This is a genomic window from Rhodopirellula sp. UH5 (assembly GCF_056839225.1).
Map to the genome: position 1 here is coordinate 795814 of NZ_CM166390.1, position 17304 is coordinate 813117.

The 17304-nt window shown below is 57.8% G+C and carries 14 protein-coding genes; 2 read left to right on the forward strand and 12 right to left on the reverse strand.

The window, feature by feature from the left end:
• Positions 1 to 117: 117 nt before the first annotated feature.
• The 5 genes from UH5x_RS02805 to UH5x_RS02825 form a co-directional block, all read right to left on the reverse strand.
• On the reverse strand, positions 118 to 2304 hold the full coding sequence (locus UH5x_RS02805; RefSeq protein ID WP_482634637.1) for an RNA polymerase sigma factor: 2187 nt from the start codon (positions 2302 to 2304) through the stop codon (positions 118 to 120).
• Between the two features lie 438 nt (positions 2305 to 2742).
• Entirely contained in the window at positions 2743 to 4254 is a 1512-nt protein-coding gene (malQ, locus tag UH5x_RS02810) for a 4-alpha-glucanotransferase (RefSeq protein WP_047815143.1), read from the reverse strand.
• A 99-nt stretch (positions 4255 to 4353) separates the two neighbouring features.
• Positions 4354 to 5511: a cyclic dehypoxanthinyl futalosine synthase gene (gene mqnC, locus UH5x_RS02815; RefSeq protein ID WP_482634638.1), complete on the reverse strand. Its 1158-nt coding sequence runs from the start codon at positions 5509 to 5511 to the stop codon at positions 4354 to 4356.
• A gap of 216 nt (positions 5512 to 5727) precedes the next feature.
• Positions 5728 to 6516, reverse strand: a complete 789-nt coding sequence (locus UH5x_RS02820; protein ID WP_173442678.1) for a menaquinone biosynthetic enzyme MqnA/MqnD family protein — start codon at positions 6514 to 6516, stop codon at positions 5728 to 5730.
• A 188-nt stretch (positions 6517 to 6704) separates the two neighbouring features.
• Positions 6705 to 7358 carry a class I SAM-dependent methyltransferase gene (locus tag UH5x_RS02825; protein ID WP_482634639.1) on the reverse strand — a complete coding sequence of 218 codons (654 nt, stop codon included), beginning with the start codon at positions 7356 to 7358 and terminating at the stop codon, positions 6705 to 6707.
• A gap of 192 nt (positions 7359 to 7550) precedes the next feature.
• Between UH5x_RS02825 and UH5x_RS02830 the strand changes: the two genes are divergently transcribed.
• Positions 7551 to 8663, forward strand: a complete 1113-nt coding sequence (locus UH5x_RS02830; RefSeq protein WP_482634640.1) for an ATPase, T2SS/T4P/T4SS family — start codon at positions 7551 to 7553, stop codon at positions 8661 to 8663.
• Positions 8651 to 9484, forward strand: a complete 834-nt coding sequence (locus tag UH5x_RS02835; protein ID WP_047815138.1) for a hypothetical protein — start codon at positions 8651 to 8653, stop codon at positions 9482 to 9484. The genes UH5x_RS02830 and UH5x_RS02835 overlap by 13 nt, the downstream gene beginning before the upstream one ends.
• 437 nt (positions 9485 to 9921) lie before the next feature.
• On the opposite strand, the gene UH5x_RS02840 is transcribed toward UH5x_RS02835, so the two are convergent.
• The 7 genes from UH5x_RS02840 to UH5x_RS02870 all read right to left on the reverse strand — a co-directional run bounded on the left by UH5x_RS02840 (position 9922) and on the right by UH5x_RS02870 (position 17122).
• Positions 9922 to 10332 carry a hypothetical protein gene (locus tag UH5x_RS02840; RefSeq protein ID WP_482634641.1) on the reverse strand — a complete coding sequence of 137 codons (411 nt, stop codon included), beginning with the start codon at positions 10330 to 10332 and terminating at the stop codon, positions 9922 to 9924.
• Positions 10333 to 10347: 15 nt separating this feature from the next.
• Complete coding sequence (hemP, locus tag UH5x_RS02845) at positions 10348 to 10608, reverse strand: hemin uptake protein HemP (protein ID WP_047815136.1); 261 nt, start codon at positions 10606 to 10608, stop codon at positions 10348 to 10350.
• Between the two features lie 39 nt (positions 10609 to 10647).
• A complete protein-coding gene (gene gatA, locus UH5x_RS02850; RefSeq protein WP_482634642.1) occupies positions 10648 to 12147 on the reverse strand; it encodes an Asp-tRNA(Asn)/Glu-tRNA(Gln) amidotransferase subunit GatA in 1500 nt (499 codons plus the stop codon).
• 196 nt (positions 12148 to 12343) lie between these two features.
• The gene (locus UH5x_RS02855) at positions 12344 to 13678 is read right to left on the reverse strand and encodes a sensor histidine kinase (protein ID WP_482634643.1); all 1335 of its coding nucleotides are present in this window, start codon (positions 13676 to 13678) and stop codon (positions 12344 to 12346) included.
• Positions 13665 to 14252: a response regulator gene (locus UH5x_RS02860; RefSeq protein WP_047815132.1), complete on the reverse strand. Its 588-nt coding sequence runs from the start codon at positions 14250 to 14252 to the stop codon at positions 13665 to 13667. Before UH5x_RS02860 ends, UH5x_RS02855 begins: the two co-directional genes overlap by 14 nt.
• 558 nt (positions 14253 to 14810) lie before the next feature.
• Positions 14811 to 15839: a zinc-binding alcohol dehydrogenase family protein gene (locus UH5x_RS02865; RefSeq protein ID WP_482634644.1), complete on the reverse strand. Its 1029-nt coding sequence runs from the start codon at positions 15837 to 15839 to the stop codon at positions 14811 to 14813.
• Between the two features lie 2 nt (positions 15840 to 15841).
• A complete protein-coding gene (locus tag UH5x_RS02870) occupies positions 15842 to 17122 on the reverse strand; it encodes a tagaturonate epimerase family protein (protein ID WP_482634645.1) in 1281 nt (426 codons plus the stop codon).
• Between the last annotated feature and the right edge of the window lie 182 nt (positions 17123 to 17304).

A 17304-nucleotide genomic window follows, 5' to 3' on the forward strand; every position in this document is an offset into this window, starting at 1 on the left:
GGTTGACCGAGAGAGTAACCTGCGTCGCGGTTTTGAAATCGCAGACGGAACAATGGAGGACAATCGTTCGACTCTGACGCAGGAAATCTGTTGGTTCGTTCCCAGCGTTTGCGTTGCTCAGAACATTCCGCCGCCTCCTCCTCCGCCCATTCCACCGCCGATTGCTTGGATTCTATTCTTCTGTTGCTGCTCAAATTCTTCGTCGGATAGACGGGGGTCCTCACCGGTGTGCGTTTCGCGAAGGGCAAGCATCAGGTCTTCGATCTCTTTGTGAAGATCGTCGGTTGTACTGACAAGCAAAGCGGGACGGCCTTCTCGCGAATGGTTGACGGAGCTGATGGTGGAGTAGCCTCCGAGTGCTTCCCAAGCATCGGGCTGGATGGTCGAGGTGATCATCTCAATCGTTCCAAGGTCGCCTCCGCGTGGCAGACCGGTGCCTTCGAGGAAGTACAACCGCTGTCGAAGTCTCTCGCCGCCCGCTTCCTGGGTGGTGATCTGCAAGACCTCATCCTTGTATTGATAGGTGAGCCCCATGGGGTGAAGCATCAAGCGTAGAAAAGAACGGCAAGAAATGGACTGGACCGAAAGATTTACCGGGGTGTCGTTTGTGAGACCGATTTCTTCCAGGGTGAGCTTGTCAATCAGGATGGGGAAATTGAGGTCTTCGGAAATCACTCGAACAGCATCCTCCAGCGGTGTCTCCAGAAAGTTGTAGGAAACTTCTTTGCCCATGACTTCATCGATTGTCTTGGCTTGTTCGGGCGTCACATCCAACCAGCGGTCCGTCGAAATTCCTCTCCGAGCCAACATGGTCATGTCGGTGGTGATCAACAGGCCATCGTCATCAACAACCGCTTTCAATCCCGCAGGTTCCAACGCTTTCCGCAGCAAGGTGCGAAGCGGTTGATCGCCTTGGGAATCAAATTGGACGTGCACGCTGTCCATGTCGACTTCCCCGAGTGTCATTCCCTGACTGTCGAGCAGGACGGGAATGTGAATCGACCTTTGCAAGATTTCAGGAAGCGAGCGGATGTTTGATTCCAATGACAGTGTCGTTGGCTGATCCAACGTTTCTGCCACTCGCTTCGCAACTTGGCTGGCTGCCTTTGGCGGTTCAGGCGGCGTTGGTGGAGTGGCGGGGGGATATGGAGTGGCGGGTGCAGGGGAAACAACTGGAAGTTGCGCGGGAATGCCGGATGGTGCCGATCCTTGAGGAGGTGCGTTTGGAACAGGGGGATTTGGTTTGCCGGCGACGGTGCCCTGCGCGAATTGTGCGAGCACCGGCGGCGAGTCTTCGTCCGTGGTAGCGAAGGTCAGGACGCTGGCGGTGCGTCCCGTTTCGTCATCGCCTGCGGGGACCGCGAACGCGACCAGCAAAGCCAATCCGACGGCGGCGGTGGATCCAAGAATGGTGACGACAGGCATGGTGGCGATTCCTTGTGTCAGATGAGATTCAAGAGCCGAGAAGTTGGAAGTCGAGGTGGATCCGGTCCAATTGGAATTGCCAACGTCTGCGCCGGGGGGCGAGTCAGAATTGCAGGAGGATCCCGTGGTGGGCGGACGAGTCAGTTCGAACGCGGACTGCGCGGCCATCGTCTCGGAAACGCTCCAGGCTTGCGCCGCGGCCCATGCGGCCATCGGGACGACGCCTCGAAGTCGAAGCTGTCGGGCGAGGCGTTGCTTGCCGCGCGCGAGCCAGCCACGCACGGAACCTTCCGTCGTGCCCATTCGCTTGGCGGTTTCAGTGACCGAGACACCTTGCTGAAGGTGCAGCACAATCGCGGAGCGGTACTTTTCAGGCAGTTCCGAGAGTTCTTCGTCCAACACGATGGCTTGGTGACGAAGTGTCAGTCGTTCCAGCGGATCGATGGGCGTCGAGGGAACGTCTGACAAATCCTGATGAGCGCGTTCGGGTGACATCATGGTCGCGATGCTGGCACGTTGGGCGACTCGGTGCAGCCAACCGGCCAACCGCTCGGGGTGTCGGATCTTTTTCGCGGATTGGGCGAGGTACAAGAATGTGGTTTGCATGGCGTCGTCGGCGTCGGCTCGATCGTGGCAGCGTCGCATGCAAACGCTGAGAACCATCTGGGCGTAACGCCGGACCAAGGTGTCGAGCGCTACCAGGCAATCGTCCGTGACCCAGGCGTCGAGCAGATCCGCGTCGGTTGGATGGAGGTCATCCCAACGGGCTGCGGTGGCATTGTCCGCGGGACGATCGCATGAATGAACCGGTCGGACATCGGGTTCGATTGGCGGAGGCAGTGGTTCCGCTGCTTCAATGGTGGAGTTCCCGCTGGGCATCGTGATCCCGTTCCTTTCCGACTGAGAAGCAAATTAGCGGCGTCTCAGGGTGAGCCGAGGTGCCGCGGCGAACACGCTGGGAAGCGGATTTCGCCACTCCTGATCATCGCGTGTTCAGGAAGACAGTGGGGGCTGAAGCCCACACGGCGCGCGAAAAATGTGAATTTCGCTAGAAAACAACTGTTGTCGCTCGGGGCGGCGCTTGAATCAGTGCCGCATTTGGTAGTGGACGAGGCAACGAGTCCCTTGCGTGGGGAAGGACTCGTTGCCTCGTCCACTACGGTTCACACGCTCGACGAAGGACGCGTCCAAAAACGTCGGCAATCAATTCGACGTCCCTCGCGACTTGGCGCTGCATGTCTACCATCCCAACCTGGGGTTGAATCCAAAGGCTTTTGAATGCCGTCGCTTCGCGACTGTTTTCGCAAGCTTGCTTGGCTACCCAACGATGTCGTGGGTCAGCCGGCCTCGTTCGTGACACAGCGATGCGAGACGATCGGCGTGCGCTTGCGTCAAGGCTTGCGGGGACAATCGCCACGCCCAATTGCCGCTGGCCACACCCGGCATGTTCATGCGGGCTTCGTTGCCCAAGCCCAAGACGTCTTGGATCGGAACGATCGCGATTTCAGCGTCGGACGAGATCACGGCGTCGATCAATTGCCAGTTCACGTCGACGTCGCTGGTCACGACTTCGTCGAGCGGGTCGGGGCCGTTTTCTGGTGGTTTCCGCAAGTGATACCAGCCCATCACGGTGTCGTTGTCATGGGTGCCTGTGTAGGCCACGCATGATTCGGGGTAGGTCGATGGTCGATGGAAGTCATCTTCCATGCTGGCGAATCCGAACTGCAAAACTCGCATGCCGGGAAAACCGAGTTCCTTCCGCAGTTCATGAACCGCCTCGGTGATCATCCCCAAGTCTTCCGCGATGAAGGGGAGTTCACCCAGTTCTTTGGCGGCGGCGTGAAACGGTTTGGCACCGGGACCCGTTCGCCACTGACCTTCGATCGCGGTTGCCGCACCGTGGGGAATTTCCCAGTACGCTTCAAAGCCGCGGAAGTGGTCGACGCGTAAGAGATCGAATTGCTCCAACGCGCGACGGAAGCGAGCGGTCCACCACGCGTAGTTGGTCTTCTCGAGTGCATCCCAGTCGTATTGTGGGTTGCCCCACAGTTGTCCGGTTTCGCTGAAGTAATCCGGTGGCACACCCGCGACGAATTTGGGGGTGCCGTCATCGTTGAGTGCGAACATGTCTTGGTTGCCCCAGACGTCGGCGCTCTCGTAAGCGACGAAGATAGGCATGTCGCCACACAGTTGAACTTGTCGCTCGTTCGCGTACGCCTTCAAGCGGTTCCATTGCCGATCGAACAAGAATTGTTGGAACCGCGAGTAGTCGATCTCGCGAGCCATTTCCTGACGGACTTGTCCAAGCGCATCGGGCTCGCGGTGGCTGATCGGATCAGGCCACTTCGACCAATGCGACTCTTGGTATTTGTTCAACAGGACTTCGAACAGGGAGAACTCGTCGAGCCACCAATTGTTGGTGTCCAAGAAAAGTTCAAACGCGATTTTTAACTCGCGGGGCGGATTGGCGAGGAAACGTTCGTACGCCAGTTTGAGTCGCGGGTGTTTGAACTTGCCTGCCGCGTCGTAGTCCACAAAGGTTGGGTCGCCGGCAGCGAAACCTTCCAAGTCAGATGCTTCCAACAAACCTTCGTCGACCAACGCTTCCAAGCTGATCAACAACGCGTTGCCCCCAAAGGCGGAGTACGCACTGTAGGGCGAGTTGCCATAAGCAGGCGGACTGAGCGGCAGAATCTGCCAGATCGATTGGCCAGCCGCATGCAAGAAATCAACCATCTCGTACGCCGCGGCACCTAAGTCACCGATGCCCAGTTCCGATGGCAAACTGGTGATGTGACAAAGGATGCCGGAGGATCGCGGGAAACGCATGCGTGAGATCTGGTTGGCGATAGTCGGTCGTTTCAGTCAGACGTTGCACCGTTGCAGGGCAACTTCCGCACCACTTTGGAAAAGACTACCGGACTTCGGTCAAACCGCCAATTGGACCAACTCTCTTGCCGATTGTGCCCCATTTACCGCAATGGCTTTGGCTTCCAATTGCTCGTCGACCAAGTGGTAGTGCACGTCACGCTGGCGAGGGATGAAGCCGAGTTCCTCAATCGCTTCGCGAATTTGCTGCAACGACAGATAGTGCACCGTTCCAGCCTCGGCAACGACGTTTTCTTCGATCATCAGGCTGCCCATGTCATTGGCACCAAACATCAACGCCATTTGCCCAATCTTCAAACCTTGCGTGACCCAACTGCTTTGAATGTTGGGGATGTTGTCGAGGAACAATCGCGAGACGGCCAACATTTTTAAATATTCGAACGAACCAGTCGGTCGAACATCGGACATCTCGGTGTTGTCAGGTTGGAAAGTCCAACAAATGAACGCGGTGAAGCCACCCGTTTCATCTTGGAGGCTTCGCAAGCGATCAAGGTGTTCGATTCGCTCAGCGAGGGTTTCGACATGCCCGAACATCATGGTGCTGGAACTGATGCCGCCGAGTTCATGCCAGACACGCATGACATTCAACCAATCGTCCGTCATGACTTTGCCCCGCGTGATCTCGTTGCGAACGCGATCGGTCAGAATCTCGGCCCCGCCACCAGGCACACTACCCAGTCCCGCGTCCTTCAGACGTGACAGGACATCGCGAAGTGGCAGGTTGTTGAGTTTGGTGAAGTGATGCAGTTCGGGCGGTGAGAACCCGTGGACGTTGACTTCGGGAAAGCGAGTTTTGATGTCCCGCAACATCTCCTCGTACCAATCGAGTTTGTACTTCGGATGCAGGCCGCCTTGCAGCAAGATTTGGTTGCCGCCCAGGTCAACGGTCTCTTGGATTTTGTTCAGCAAGACTTCCCGCGACAGCACGTACCCTTCATCGCTTTTGGGCCCTCGGTAGAACGCACAGAAATCACACACCGCGGTGCAAACGTTGGTGTAGTTGATGTTCCGATCGATGTTGTACGTGCGATAGGGCTCGGGATGCTTGGCTCGCGAAACCTTTTCGGCGGCGGCACCGAGGGCGGCCAAATCGTGACTCTGCAACAACGTCAGACCTTCGGCGGTTGTCAGCCGATCGCCAGCGACGGCTTTGGCGAGAATGTCGTGGACGGCAGATGAGTTGGCGGGTGCGTTCATCAATCTTGCAGAGGTGAAAGGAGAGTCTTGAAATTTCGAGTCGGAACCAATCCCAACCCGATGCGTGTGTGATCCAGCGAGCGACCGAGCGAGTGGTCTGTCACAGCTAAAAGTTACGGTTGATCGTAGTGGACGAGGCCACGAGGCCTTGGATTTTACGCCAGTTCAGGACTCGTGGCCTCGTCCACTCCCCTAAAAACAAGTCCTGACAGACCACTAGATCGATGCGGGGACCAGCCCCAAATGTTCGGCTTTTTCGCGAAAGGCTGCCAGCCCCAGTCGTTCGCCCTTGCCGAGTTGGAAGTGCAGGTTCTCGGCAAAGTAGCGATGCAGGTCTTCGATCGTCAGCCCGTGACCGCCAGCTTCTCGTTTGGCAATGGACTCGAATCGCTGCAATCCTTCGTCTCGCGACACGTTCAGTGCGGTTTCGATCTGCTCGCGAATCTTGGGATCGGCAACCGCGGATCGGCGAGCCACCCACATCGCGAACACGAATGGCAGTTCCGTCCAGCGGCACCAGCGGTCGCCGAGGTCCCAGATCTCTTGGTACGTCGCCGGAGCCGGATGCATGGCTCGGTCGCCGATCATCAACAACGCGTCGGCGTCGATGTCGTCGGGCGAGGATCCGATGGGGAAGGGCACGGTTTGAGGGCGCAGCCCGTGCATTTCCGCCAGCAAGACTTGGGACATCGCAGCGCTGGTCCGGCTGCCTTCGTCCAGCGCCAACGTTCGAATGTCCTGCATTGGAACGCGACTGAGCACCCGCACGCTCCATACCGGGCCACGGCAAGCAATCGCGGCATCGGAAATGATTTCGTAGTCGTCTCCGCCGCGAAAGTACTCGACGCTGGGGATCAAGGCGATGTCCAATTCACCGGCCGCCAAATCGCGAGCCAGCCGAGAGGGCAGGTCCAACCGCAATTCACCGAGCTGTCCCAAATGCTCGGGCAACGTTTCGATCAATGGCTTCGTGTTCAGGTAAGAAACGGCGCCGAGGCGGAGCATGGTTGTGGCAGGGTTGGAGGAGCTCGTACGATGGCCTTCCAAGGCCGTCGATGTAACTTCGATGGTATTCCAGGGGCGTCGTCTCTAACTGCGACGGTCTGGGAAGACCATCGTACGATTGGCGTGGTTTGCTGGAAGGACTTGGCCTTGTGGTGATAACCGCGGCGAACGGAGGCCGGCAACCCGGTTCAGCTTCGGCCGCGGGTTTTTCGCCAAACTCGCATTTCGTTGGGGCCTTTGAAGAGCACCATCACGGCTCCGTAGGCAGCGTAGCGATGGAAAACGTACTCGTGGAAATCGTCTTCGCCCGGCCAGGGGTAACTGTAGATGATGCCAAAGTCGTCCACGTCCAACCCGATCGAAGCGTAAGCCGATTCGATGGAATGCCCCAGACTGGGGAGTGTCGGATCTTCCGCGAGCGTTTCGGATCCTTCGGGCAAGAAATTTCCCCGGACCAATTCGGGGGTCGGGCCGGCTCCAGGGATGGCTGCCAACGTTTCTTGCCAATCACTCAGTGTCGTCTCGCCTTGGCGGATCAATTCCGGTTCGGACTCGATCCCGATGGAATCCCAACCGACGGCGGCGGCCAACCAAGTGATGGCCGCAAAGCCACAGCCCCATTCCACGAACCGCGAATGGTTCAGCATCTGTGATTCAGCGACCCACCGCATGGTCTGATAAACGTGCAAGTAGTCGGCGGCCACGAACAGTTCGATTTGGGGCCGGTCCCAGCGATCCTGGAAGGCTTCGATGCGTTGTTTGACACCGTGGACCATCGCGTGAATTTCCGTCGGAATTTCCGTTGTGTCCAAACCGGATGGCAATTCGATCGGTGTCAGCATGTCGGGCGGTCAAGCAGAAACGAGTCAGACGGGGGATGACGTCAGTACAGCATGCAGAATCCGAACAATCGGTTTCACAGCCAAGCGGGACGGCGAGGTTCTCCGGCGAACCCCGCGATTCGTCAAGCCCGGAGGAGCGAATCGACCTATCTGTTTCGATAAGGCACTCATTCAGCAACACGAAACAGCACCATGAATTTAACTTCCGTCGATGTCAGCCAGCCGACAGTCGGTTGGTTGGACGAAATGTGGGGGCAACTGGAAGTCTCCAGCCACGAGGAACAATCCAGGGAGGAGCAATCAACCGAGGAACAGTTGGCGGACCAATGCGGTCTGACTGACGAGTCAAAGTTGGCCTCGGTGTACGCTTCCCACTATTTACTTCCTTTGTTTGAACCGCCCGCCGGTTTGACAATCCCGGTGGATCATCGGCTGAAACGCTGCCTGCCAGCTGAGTTTTGTGAGCAGCACGAGATGGTGCCGTTGGCAGTCCAGGACCACAGCCTGGAAGTCGCGATTGCATCCCCCGCCGCGTTGTTGCTGGCCGACGACGTCCGGCGACTCAGTGGACTGCAAATGCGTCCCTTGTTCGCTCGCACCACCGTGGTCCGAAGTGCACGCCAAAAATTGTATGGCGTTCCACAACCGCCGGTGGTCGAAAGCGAGGGGGCCAGCGGTTCCGCGGCGGAGAATGTTCCTCGTGAGCGATCTCCTCAGCCGCCTCCGGTCTCAAAGAAGTCGCAGCCCAACGTGGTCGTTGCCTCGCCGATGAATCTGACCGCCTATGACCTCAAAGATGCCGAGCGATCCGCATGGCAGAGACAGCTGGTCGCGGAAAGTGGATTGACGATCTATTGCGGCCGAAAATCGCTCGACAAGAGTCCCCTGGCACGATTGTGGGGCGTGTGGTCCGCGCAAACACACGGTCAACCGGCGTGTCGCTGGAACCCGTTGCAGCGTGAATCGGAGGAATTGGATCCATCGGTGGTCATCATTCCGGACCTCAACAATCGTACTTCTGCGGAAGTTTGTTTGCACGCCGTGCTGCAGGGACAGCGGGTTTTCGCTGTGGTTCACGCCCGCGATCCGGTTTCTGCCATTTTGCGGCTGCGGGCTTGGGGACAAATTGGCCACTTGCTCGCCGAACAGATTAACCTGTTGATTCATCAGAACGGCCTCTCCCGATCGGAGTGTCGCAGCATCGAAATCGATGACGTGCGTCGATCCGCGTTGGCGTCCGAAAATGACATGGGCCGATTGCAGAAACTTTTTCCTTCCACCGGCAACTTTCTATGTGGCCCCTGACCAACGGAAATCGATGCCTCGTCGGCCCGGAAGCGGAGTTGTTCCGCGGCACGGTGGCGATGATGGTGGATCAGTTGGTTGACGAGTTGAACCCGGCGGCCGAAGTGGAGCACAAGGTCGAGAGCGACCCGCAGTTCACAATTTCCGGGCCGATGGTCGGATTCGACCCGCCCCACTGGTACGAGATGTGGGAACCCGAGCAAAAGATTTGGTTGCTCGAACGGGTTGCCACGTCGCTGCTGACTTCCCGTCCGGCACCTGCGATGGCTGCGATGTTCGAAGCCACCGTGGAAGCGGTCTATGTCGAAACGGGCAACCTGATCGTGCTGGAGATCACCGAGGGACGACCGATCGAACCCGGTTCCTGGCGTCAGTCCTTGCTGGATGCCTACGTTCAACGCTGCCCCCGCGATAGTTTTCTGGAGGCAACTCATTTCGAAGCGACCACCTTGGATCCGTGTTTGCCCCGTGAGATCGAACAACAGATTCGCCAGCTCGAGCAGACGACCGCATCGGAAGGCGATCTGAATTCCAATTCGATCCAAGATCCCAACTCGATTCAAGGCTCGGTTGGGAAACGCAAAAGCGATTGGCTGACCTATTGGTCGACGGTGATCGAACGTTTGCTGGACGCAACCTACGGGCCTCGCGTTCATCACACCGCGGAAGCGTATCGAGATGGCGATCCAAAGCTATTGAAGCGATTCCTGCAATCCAAGGGCGTCAGCCCCAAGTTTCTGCAGCGAATCCCACCGCTTCGAACCAACCATCAAATTCAAAAAGCGGTCACGCGTCTGCAAGCGTTGTTGCTGGAAGATTGAACGTGGCATCGGCGGGGCGCGTACCGCCACGTCATTCGGTCGAGCCGGGGGAAGGTGTCAGCCACCTTCCCGTACGATGGGTTTCCAAGCCCGTCGATTTACAACAACTGGTAACCCGACGCGTCAGTTTTGAAGTTGCGCTTTTGCATTCGGTTTGGTTGGCCAACGGCCTTCGTCATCGTAGCCTGGGGCATCGCCCCCAGGGATCGAGATGGAGGGCAATTGGTTGGCCAACGGCCAACATCAACCCACACGTTTTGAATTGAATTTGGCCGTTGGCCAAAATGGAGCCGTGTTTTACTGCTCCAGGGGCGATGCCCCTGGCTATGTTGAAAAAGGCCGTTGGCCATTAACGGATAAAACGCAACATCAAAACGCGTCAGCGAGGCATCCCCCCCCTGAGCCTCGCGGCCCTTGATCCGGCGCCCGTTGGCGAACTAAGCCGAGACGGCTCGCGAGGGTTTGAAGGGGATGACCGAGGGTGTGTCGACGTCCATCACATTCAGTTTCCGAACATGGCGTTGGCGACGAACGGTCGGCATCGTTTCGGGGACCAGAGTGCGACGCATCATGTCCCACTGCTCGCGGCTCATTTCCACGCAGCTTTGCGTGAACCAGCCCACGGCTTCGCTGAACGATTCTTGTCGCAACACAAGCGGCTGCGACTGAACGCTGGTCAATTGCTCGCAGAACGGCCGACTGTCGTCGGCTCGTTCAGATGGCTCGACGCTTTCCTCCGAATGCAATTTCAGGCGTTCGGCGATTTCAATGAAGCGCGTCGCGACCACCAAGCGTTCATGCTCGGTCGCGCCGGGGATCACTGCGAGAATCGTTTCACTGGTGTGCACAGGTGAATTCCAAGGTCATTTCGTCAGAATCAGTTTGCCCTGGCGGGTCTTGCGAAGTCGGTAAATCTGGCCTTCGTTTTCGATCCAGATTTCACCACCGCAACGTGCCAAGGCCTCGAATCGGATGATTTTGGGCATCCCACCGGTCGACATCGTCGTTTCCGATGGAACCGATTCAACCGCCGGTTTCGCGACCGGAGCTCCCTCCACCACCGAACCCGATGGCATTTCTGCCAAGTTGGAATCGGTCGCCTGGGAAGGTTTTGAATCGGTCATGTGACCAATCTAAGTCGACGGGATTGTCGAGACAAGGCCTTATTGCGAATGATTTGCATTATAAGCAGGTGGCCGCTGAGTGTGAAAATCACTGGCCATTTGGAACACATTGCCCGCCCGCAGCAGGCGAGTCTCTTCCATCACCGGGGCCTGAAGCTGCACGCCAACCGGCAATCCAGAGGCGTCGAAACCACCAGGCAACGAAATTGCGGGCACTCCCGCCAGGTTGGCGCCGACGGTGAACAAGTCACACAGGTACATCGCGATCGGGTCGTCGGTTTTCTCGTTCAATGCGAACGCGGGTGAAGGCGTCACTGGGCCGAGCATCAAGTCAACTTGCTGGAACGCGGCGTCGTAATCATTCCGGATCAGGCGCCGAACCTTGAGGGCTTGGTTGTAGTAAGCGTCGTAGTAACCCTCGCTGAGCGCGTAGGTTCCGACCATGATCCGACGTTTGACTTCGCTGCCGAATCCTCCAGCACGGCTGAGCGAATACATGGCCTCCAGCGGTCCGGAGTCGGCCGCGGCGATTTCGGCGTCGCTGACGCGGAACCCGTAATGAGCCCCGTCGAACCGCGAAAGATTGCTGCTGGCTTCGCAGGGTGCGATCACGTAATACGTCGGCACCCAGTACTTGCTGTGTGGCAGTTCAATTTCGACGATCTCGGCACCCTGTTCGCGAAACACTGATTCGGCGGTTGCGAGCGCGTCACGGACGGCGGGAGAAATGCCTTCTTGATCCAGCCCTTCTCGCAGCACGCCAATTCGCATGCCGCGAACATCTTCCGCCGCCATGGCTGGCGTGTAGTCAGGGACCTCGGCGTCGACGGAAGTGCTGTCGCGTGGGTCGTAACCCGCCATCGCTTGCAGTCCAATCGCCACGTCGTCAACCGACCATCCCATCGGACCGGCTTGGTCCAGGCTGCTGGCGAAGGCGACCAAACCGTACCGGCTGACTCGGCCGTAGGTGGGTTTCAATCCGGTGATGCCGCAAAACGCCGATGGTTGCCGGATCGATCCGCCGGTGTCAGTTCCAATGCTCAGGGGCACGACGCCAGCCGCGATCGCGGCCGCCGCTCCACCGCTGCTGCCACCGGGGGTTTTGGTGGTGTCCCAGGGGTTGCCGGTCACACCCATCGCACTGGTTTCAGTGCTGGCACCCATGGCGAATTCGTCCATGTTGGTTTTGCCAACAACGATCGCGCCCGCGTGTTTCAACCGAGCGACCACGGTTGCGTCGTAGGGCGGGGTGAAGTCCTTGAGCATCTTGGACGAGCATGTCGTCGGCATGTCGGACGTGCACAGAACGTCCTTGATCGCAACGGGAAGCCCTGCCAATGGACCGAGTGTTTTGCCAGCCTTGCGATCCGCGTCGACGGTCTCAGCGGCTTGCATTGCGGTTTCTTCCGCAACGTGGGTGAACGCGTTGATCGTTGGCTGAGTGGCTCGAATGGCCGCGAGTGATTGTTCAATGACCTCGACGGCGGTGACTTCGCCCGACTCGAGTTGTTTCAAAATTTGCGAGGCCGAATGCAACATGAACGAACCGTCTTGGTCGCGTGGAAAGGAGCTTGAATGGTTTGCGAAGCGGCAGTATCGGCGATCCGCCGCCAGATGGGAATGCGACTGGATTCCGGCGTCGCCGCAGGCGATTGGACGATTTGATTGGCGTGGAAAAGCCCGCTTTTTGCGTCGCCTGAGAATCGCCGTTGGATTGTCACGCGAGACAATTGTTTCAGCCGAGGTGCAGCGGCCAAGTCAATTCGGCGACGCAGCCAATCAGGGCAGGATGCAACTGGATTGAGCCCCCGTGCAGTTCCGCGATCCGGTGCACTCGGCAGAGCGACAACCCAAGTCCGCGTCCAGCTTCCCGGCCACTGAAGTAGGGATCAAACGCACGGGCGGCGTCTTCCGGCGTCAGTCCTTGCCCACTGTCCGAGATTCGGAGCAAGCATTGCTTGGCGTCCGTGTCAGCTTCTATCGAGAGAACGATTTTGCCATCGACGCCAATCGATTCCACCGCATTGTGAATCAACGCCCGGATCGCTTCGCTCAACATGTCCGGGTCGCCGTCGCATTTCAACGACGACGGAATGTGGACGTCCACGACGATCTCATCGCGTTGCAGCGTCGAACGCATGGGGTCGAGCACATCGTTCACCACCTGTTTTGCAGGGAAGCTCGAAACCATCTGTGGTTCCGGCGGATGAGCGTAGAACATCAGGTCAGCGATCATCGCATGGGCCCGGTAGGACTGATCGACGATTCGCTGCAAGGATTCCGCTTGCTGAGGGCCCGACGCCGAGGCGATCAGCCCTTGCGCGCGAGTCGCAATGTTGGCCAGCGGGTTGTTGATCTCATGAGACAAACCGTAGGCCAATTGCTTCGCCAAATCGCGACGGACTATTTCGAGCGAATCTGAAAACTCGCTCTGCAAACGCTGGCGTTCCATCACCATCCCAGTGACTTTGCCGAACGCTTCGTGAGCATCTTGGTTGGACGGGTGTTTGTTGGGAACCGAAGTCGAGTCCGCTCGATCTGAATCGATCAGGCGAATCGAATGCATCGATTGGCAAATGCTGGCCCTGCGATGAAGGCCGGCGGCTTTCCACCACAGGTCCGATTCCATCAGCCAACGCGAAAACGGCAGCGTTTGGAAGTGCTGGTCCAGTCGCATGAATCGCTGGAGTTGCTGCTCACCAGTTTCCGTGTCCGGGCAAGAGAGGAACGCCGCCCCTTCCCAGACCTCGGTGCCATGCCGAATCCACCAATCGGCCAGTTGTTTGGTGGTCCATCGGCCCGCGATCGGACGCCACCCACGCTCATGTTCTTGCACCAACTTGGCAGCGGTGAACATGCACAACGCGGGGTCATGGTGAAGCGTGTTGCGGAGCTTTCGACGAAACGTCGCGCTGGTGTCGCGAGAGACCAACGCGTGCAGCAACGTCGCCGACGAACTCGAACGCATTGGTAACCAAATGCGTTCTTCGTGCGTTGGATTCGCGGTTCCATCGTCATCCTGGATGACGATGGGAGGCAGCCAACCGGCAAACAAATCAGCCGATGACACCGCGATCCATTTCGAGCAAAGTGCAGGCGCGGCCAACCAAATCGTCGATCGAGAACGGCTTCTGCATGAAGTCGTTGGCGCCGGCGGCTTTCAAACCGTCGACCTTGCTGTGCTCGACCATCCCCGAGATGCAAAGAATCTTCACGGTGTCCATGGAAGGATCACTGCGGACTCGTTGGCAGACCTCTTTCCCGTTGATATCGGGAAGCATCACGTCGAGGATCACGAGGTCGGGGCGAAATTCTTTCACGCCCATCCCGGCGTCAAAGCCGTTGTTGGCGGTCCGGATTTCGAAGCGATTGTCTCGTTGGAAGCCGTCCTGCATCAAATCGACCAGATCTTGATCGTCGTCAACAATCAACAGCTTCTTCTTGCCGCTTTCCAACGCATCGGTCGGAATCCCATTGTCCTTCATGAACAAGAACAATTGCTCGCGAGGGATCCGGCGGAATTTGCTTCCTGGGACTCGGAAACCCTTCAGCGAACCGTTGTCGAAACAACGGATAATCGTCTGTTGACTGACTTTGCAGATCTTGGCTGCTTCGCCAGTCGTGAATACCGTTTTTGTGGTCATGGCGGGAACCGTCCTCCCTGTGGGGTAGCCCAATACCGAAATGAGGAAAGCGCGAAGCCGGTTGGGGGGCAGAGAAAACTCTCACCGAAGCACCCAGCTTCACTCCGTCACTCCAATTAGCAAAACCGCGGGGGTGATGCACTAGCACTTCAACCCACTAGAGTCACAAACGCACTTAAAATCCGCCGAACTCGCAAGGGTCACAAGCGACCGCACTTCCCTGGCTTGCCACTGAGGCAAATCATACAGTTCAGGCAAGATGGGTCAAGGTTGATTGGACGTCTCACCGGTGCAACCGTTGGTGATCTTGGGTGAATGGCAAAAATGCGATGTTTTGCCCGTTTTTCAAGGTCAAACGATGGCGGCACTGGCAATCCAGGCTCGGAGACCAGCGACACATTTCACGCAGGGGAGAAGAATTGCCCGTGTTTCTTTTCCGTACGATGGCGCTCCAAGGCCGTCTTGTTTCCTTCGACGGTCTCGGAAGACCATCGTACGAGCGCGACGTTTTTTCCCGACGGTCTCGGAAGACCGCCGTGCGGATGCATCTCCACGTGCTCAAGACACGTGGATCACCGCTTTGACGACACCTGTCTCGGGATCGGTCCACGAGGGGAAAGACTCAATGACATCTTCAAATTTCGCATGGTGGGTGATCCAAGGATCGGTGTCGATGACACCGGTTTCGATCAGATCAATGATGCGAGAAAAGTCGCGTGTCAACGCGTTGCGGCTGGCCAGAATCGTCAACTCACGGCGATGCAAGAACGGTGCGTGCGGGAACTGCAGGTCTTGCTGGGTGATCCCAACGTAGACGACTCGTCCGCCAAACGCGGCCATTTCCATCGCACGTCGCATTGAGTGATGATTGCCGGTGGCGTCGACGACCACATCGGCGCGGCGGCCTTGGGTCATCGCTTCCAGTTTCTCGATGTCAGCTTCGGAACCATCAAACCGGATGGTGTTCGTGACACCCATCTTCTCTGTGACGAAATCCAGCCGCGTTTGGCTGAGGTCCGCGACGATGACCTTGGCACCGGCGACGCGAGCGAACTCGATTGCGGACAATCCAATCGGTCCCGAGCCAATCACCAACACGGTGTCTTTGTCGGTGACTTGAGCTCGATCAATCGCGTGACAGCCGATCGCCAGCGTTTCCACCAGGGCCGATTGCTCGTACGAGAGGTTGTTGGCGGGATGCAGTTTGCGGGCGGGCAAGATCATCTTTTCGGTCAGGCCCCCGTCGCACATCACGCCGAGTGTTTGGTGTGACTCGCAGCAGTTCGTCAAACCACGCTGGCACGAGTAACACGTTTGGCAATTGATGTACGGTTCCACGCTGCAGCGATCACCGACCTTTACGTTTTCAACGTCTTCGCCTACCGCGAGGACTTCCACGCCCAGTTCGTGCCCCGGAATTCGGGGGTACGAAAAGAAAGGGAACTTGCCGAGGTAGCCGCCCAAGTCCGTGCCACAAACACCGACACGGTGAATCCGAACCAAGGCTTCGCCCGGACCCGGTGGCGATGGTTCGTCGATTTCGATCTGCTCCCACTGTTTAGGAGCACTCAGTTGCAAGGCTTTCATGCTCAGGCTCCCGTTCCAATGGCTTGGCCATCTTCGTCGATGAACAATGCCAGCAAGTGACGATCGTAGATGTTTTGGGTGACTTGTTGACCGACGATTTCTTCGTTGGATTCCAGCAGGTCGGTGTATCGAGCGCCCGCTTTCGCCGCGACCTTGAACGAGACGTGCAACAACTGACGCACGTTGGCGTTGAAGTTGGGGTTCGAAGGGATGTGGCGAATCAGTTCCGCGAAGGCCGGGCCATCAAGCTTTTCCACGGCAGCCGAATCGGGCAATTGCGAACGATCGATGTCGATGACGCTGGCGTAAGGAGCACACAGTTCGTCGACGTGTTCCAACGCGTAGACGTAGATCTCTTTGGCCAGTGCCAATCCATCGCCACCAGCTTCGGCCAGCCCGATGATTTCTTCCAACCAAGTCGTGCCGGCGGTTTTCAAGTGAACGCCCGCGCCGGTTCGCTTCAAACAATCGCGAATGATCGGGTACAGGCTGAACTTGTCGCTGCCGCTGTGAACGCTGAGCTTCAAAACTTCGGGCAGCCCGTACGCTTTGACGGCGTGAGCCAGAACCGCAACATCGTCATTGAACTCACGTTCGAACTGAGCCAAATCGCCGACGTAGTCGACGCCTTTGTTGAAGCGACCAGTGAACTTCGGTGCGATCGTTTGCACGCGAATGTTTTCATCCGCCAGCATGGCCAGGATGATCAGCAATTCCGGTGGCGTTTGCGGTTCATCGGTCTCGTCCATGGAGACTTCGGCGATGTAGTTGCCTTCGCCTTTGACGGACGCAATGTGCCGATCGATCTCGCCGGCTTCTTTGGTTGCCAACATGTACTGTCCAGCAACGCGGCGAACGTCTTCTTCCGTGATCGTCAGAGGAGCGGAGAGACCGTCCAGTTCCAACGTGCCGATCAGTTCGCTGTGCTTGGCAACGAAAGCATCGATGTCGGCTGGATCAGCGGGTTTGCCGATCGAATCGGCAACGTCGAGCGTGAAGAAGTCGGAACAAGGCAGGAACGGTTCCACCGTTTTCAAACCGATGTGGTCCGCGTCGACGTGCCAAGGACGATCGAAGCCGAGCTTTTCGACGGCGGCCGCGGCAGCGTCGTGAACACTTTGCGGTTCTGAGCCGACAAACGTGTGTTCGCGGTTGGATTTGTTCCAAACCGGAGCGACGTGAATGCCCTTTTCGGCCAAACGAGTGAAGGAACGCAGTTGAGCGGCCGCTTGGTGGGCGAAGCGGTCACCGACGCCGAAGGAGTATTTCTCAATCGTTAGCAAGGGAAGGCTCTCGAAACAGGTGGGGTGAAGGAGATGTTGGGCCAGCAATATGACTCATTCAGCCCGTCTCGGCCACGGGGTTGTTTGCACGGCAGCGGACCGTAAGTCTCAATGGTATATAGACTTCGGTGCTTGGCCGCGGTTTTGTTCGGTTCTCCTCCCGGTCGTTTGGTTTTCCGCTC

Excerpts from the sequence above, each read along its gene's own strand:
- mqnC (WP_482634638.1), bottom strand. The coding sequence starts at position 5,511 with ATGAACGCACCCGCCAACTCATCTGCCGTCCACGACATTCTCGCCAAA.
- hemP (WP_047815136.1), bottom strand. The coding sequence starts at position 10,608 with ATGACCGATTCAAAACCTTCCCAGGCGACCGATTCCAACTTGGCAGAA.
- UH5x_RS02830 (WP_482634640.1), top strand. The coding sequence starts at position 7,551 with ATGAATTTAACTTCCGTCGATGTCAGCCAGCCGACAGTCGGTTGGTTG.
- UH5x_RS02825 (WP_482634639.1), bottom strand. The coding sequence starts at position 7,358 with ATGCTGACACCGATCGAATTGCCATCCGGTTTGGACACAACGGAAATT.
- gatA (WP_482634642.1), bottom strand. The coding sequence starts at position 12,147 with ATGTTGCATTCGGCCTCGCAAATTTTGAAACAACTCGAGTCGGGCGAA.
- UH5x_RS02820 (WP_173442678.1), bottom strand. The coding sequence starts at position 6,516 with ATGCTCCGCCTCGGCGCCGTTTCTTACCTGAACACGAAGCCATTGATC.
- UH5x_RS02835 (WP_047815138.1), top strand. The coding sequence starts at position 8,651 with ATGTGGCCCCTGACCAACGGAAATCGATGCCTCGTCGGCCCGGAAGCG.
- UH5x_RS02860 (WP_047815132.1), bottom strand. The coding sequence starts at position 14,252 with ATGACCACAAAAACGGTATTCACGACTGGCGAAGCAGCCAAGATCTGC.
- malQ (WP_047815143.1), bottom strand. The coding sequence starts at position 4,254 with ATGCGTTTCCCGCGATCCTCCGGCATCCTTTGTCACATCACCAGTTTG.
- UH5x_RS02805 (WP_482634637.1), bottom strand. The coding sequence starts at position 2,304 with ATGCCCAGCGGGAACTCCACCATTGAAGCAGCGGAACCACTGCCTCCG.
- UH5x_RS02865 (WP_482634644.1), bottom strand. The coding sequence starts at position 15,839 with ATGAAAGCCTTGCAACTGAGTGCTCCTAAACAGTGGGAGCAGATCGAA.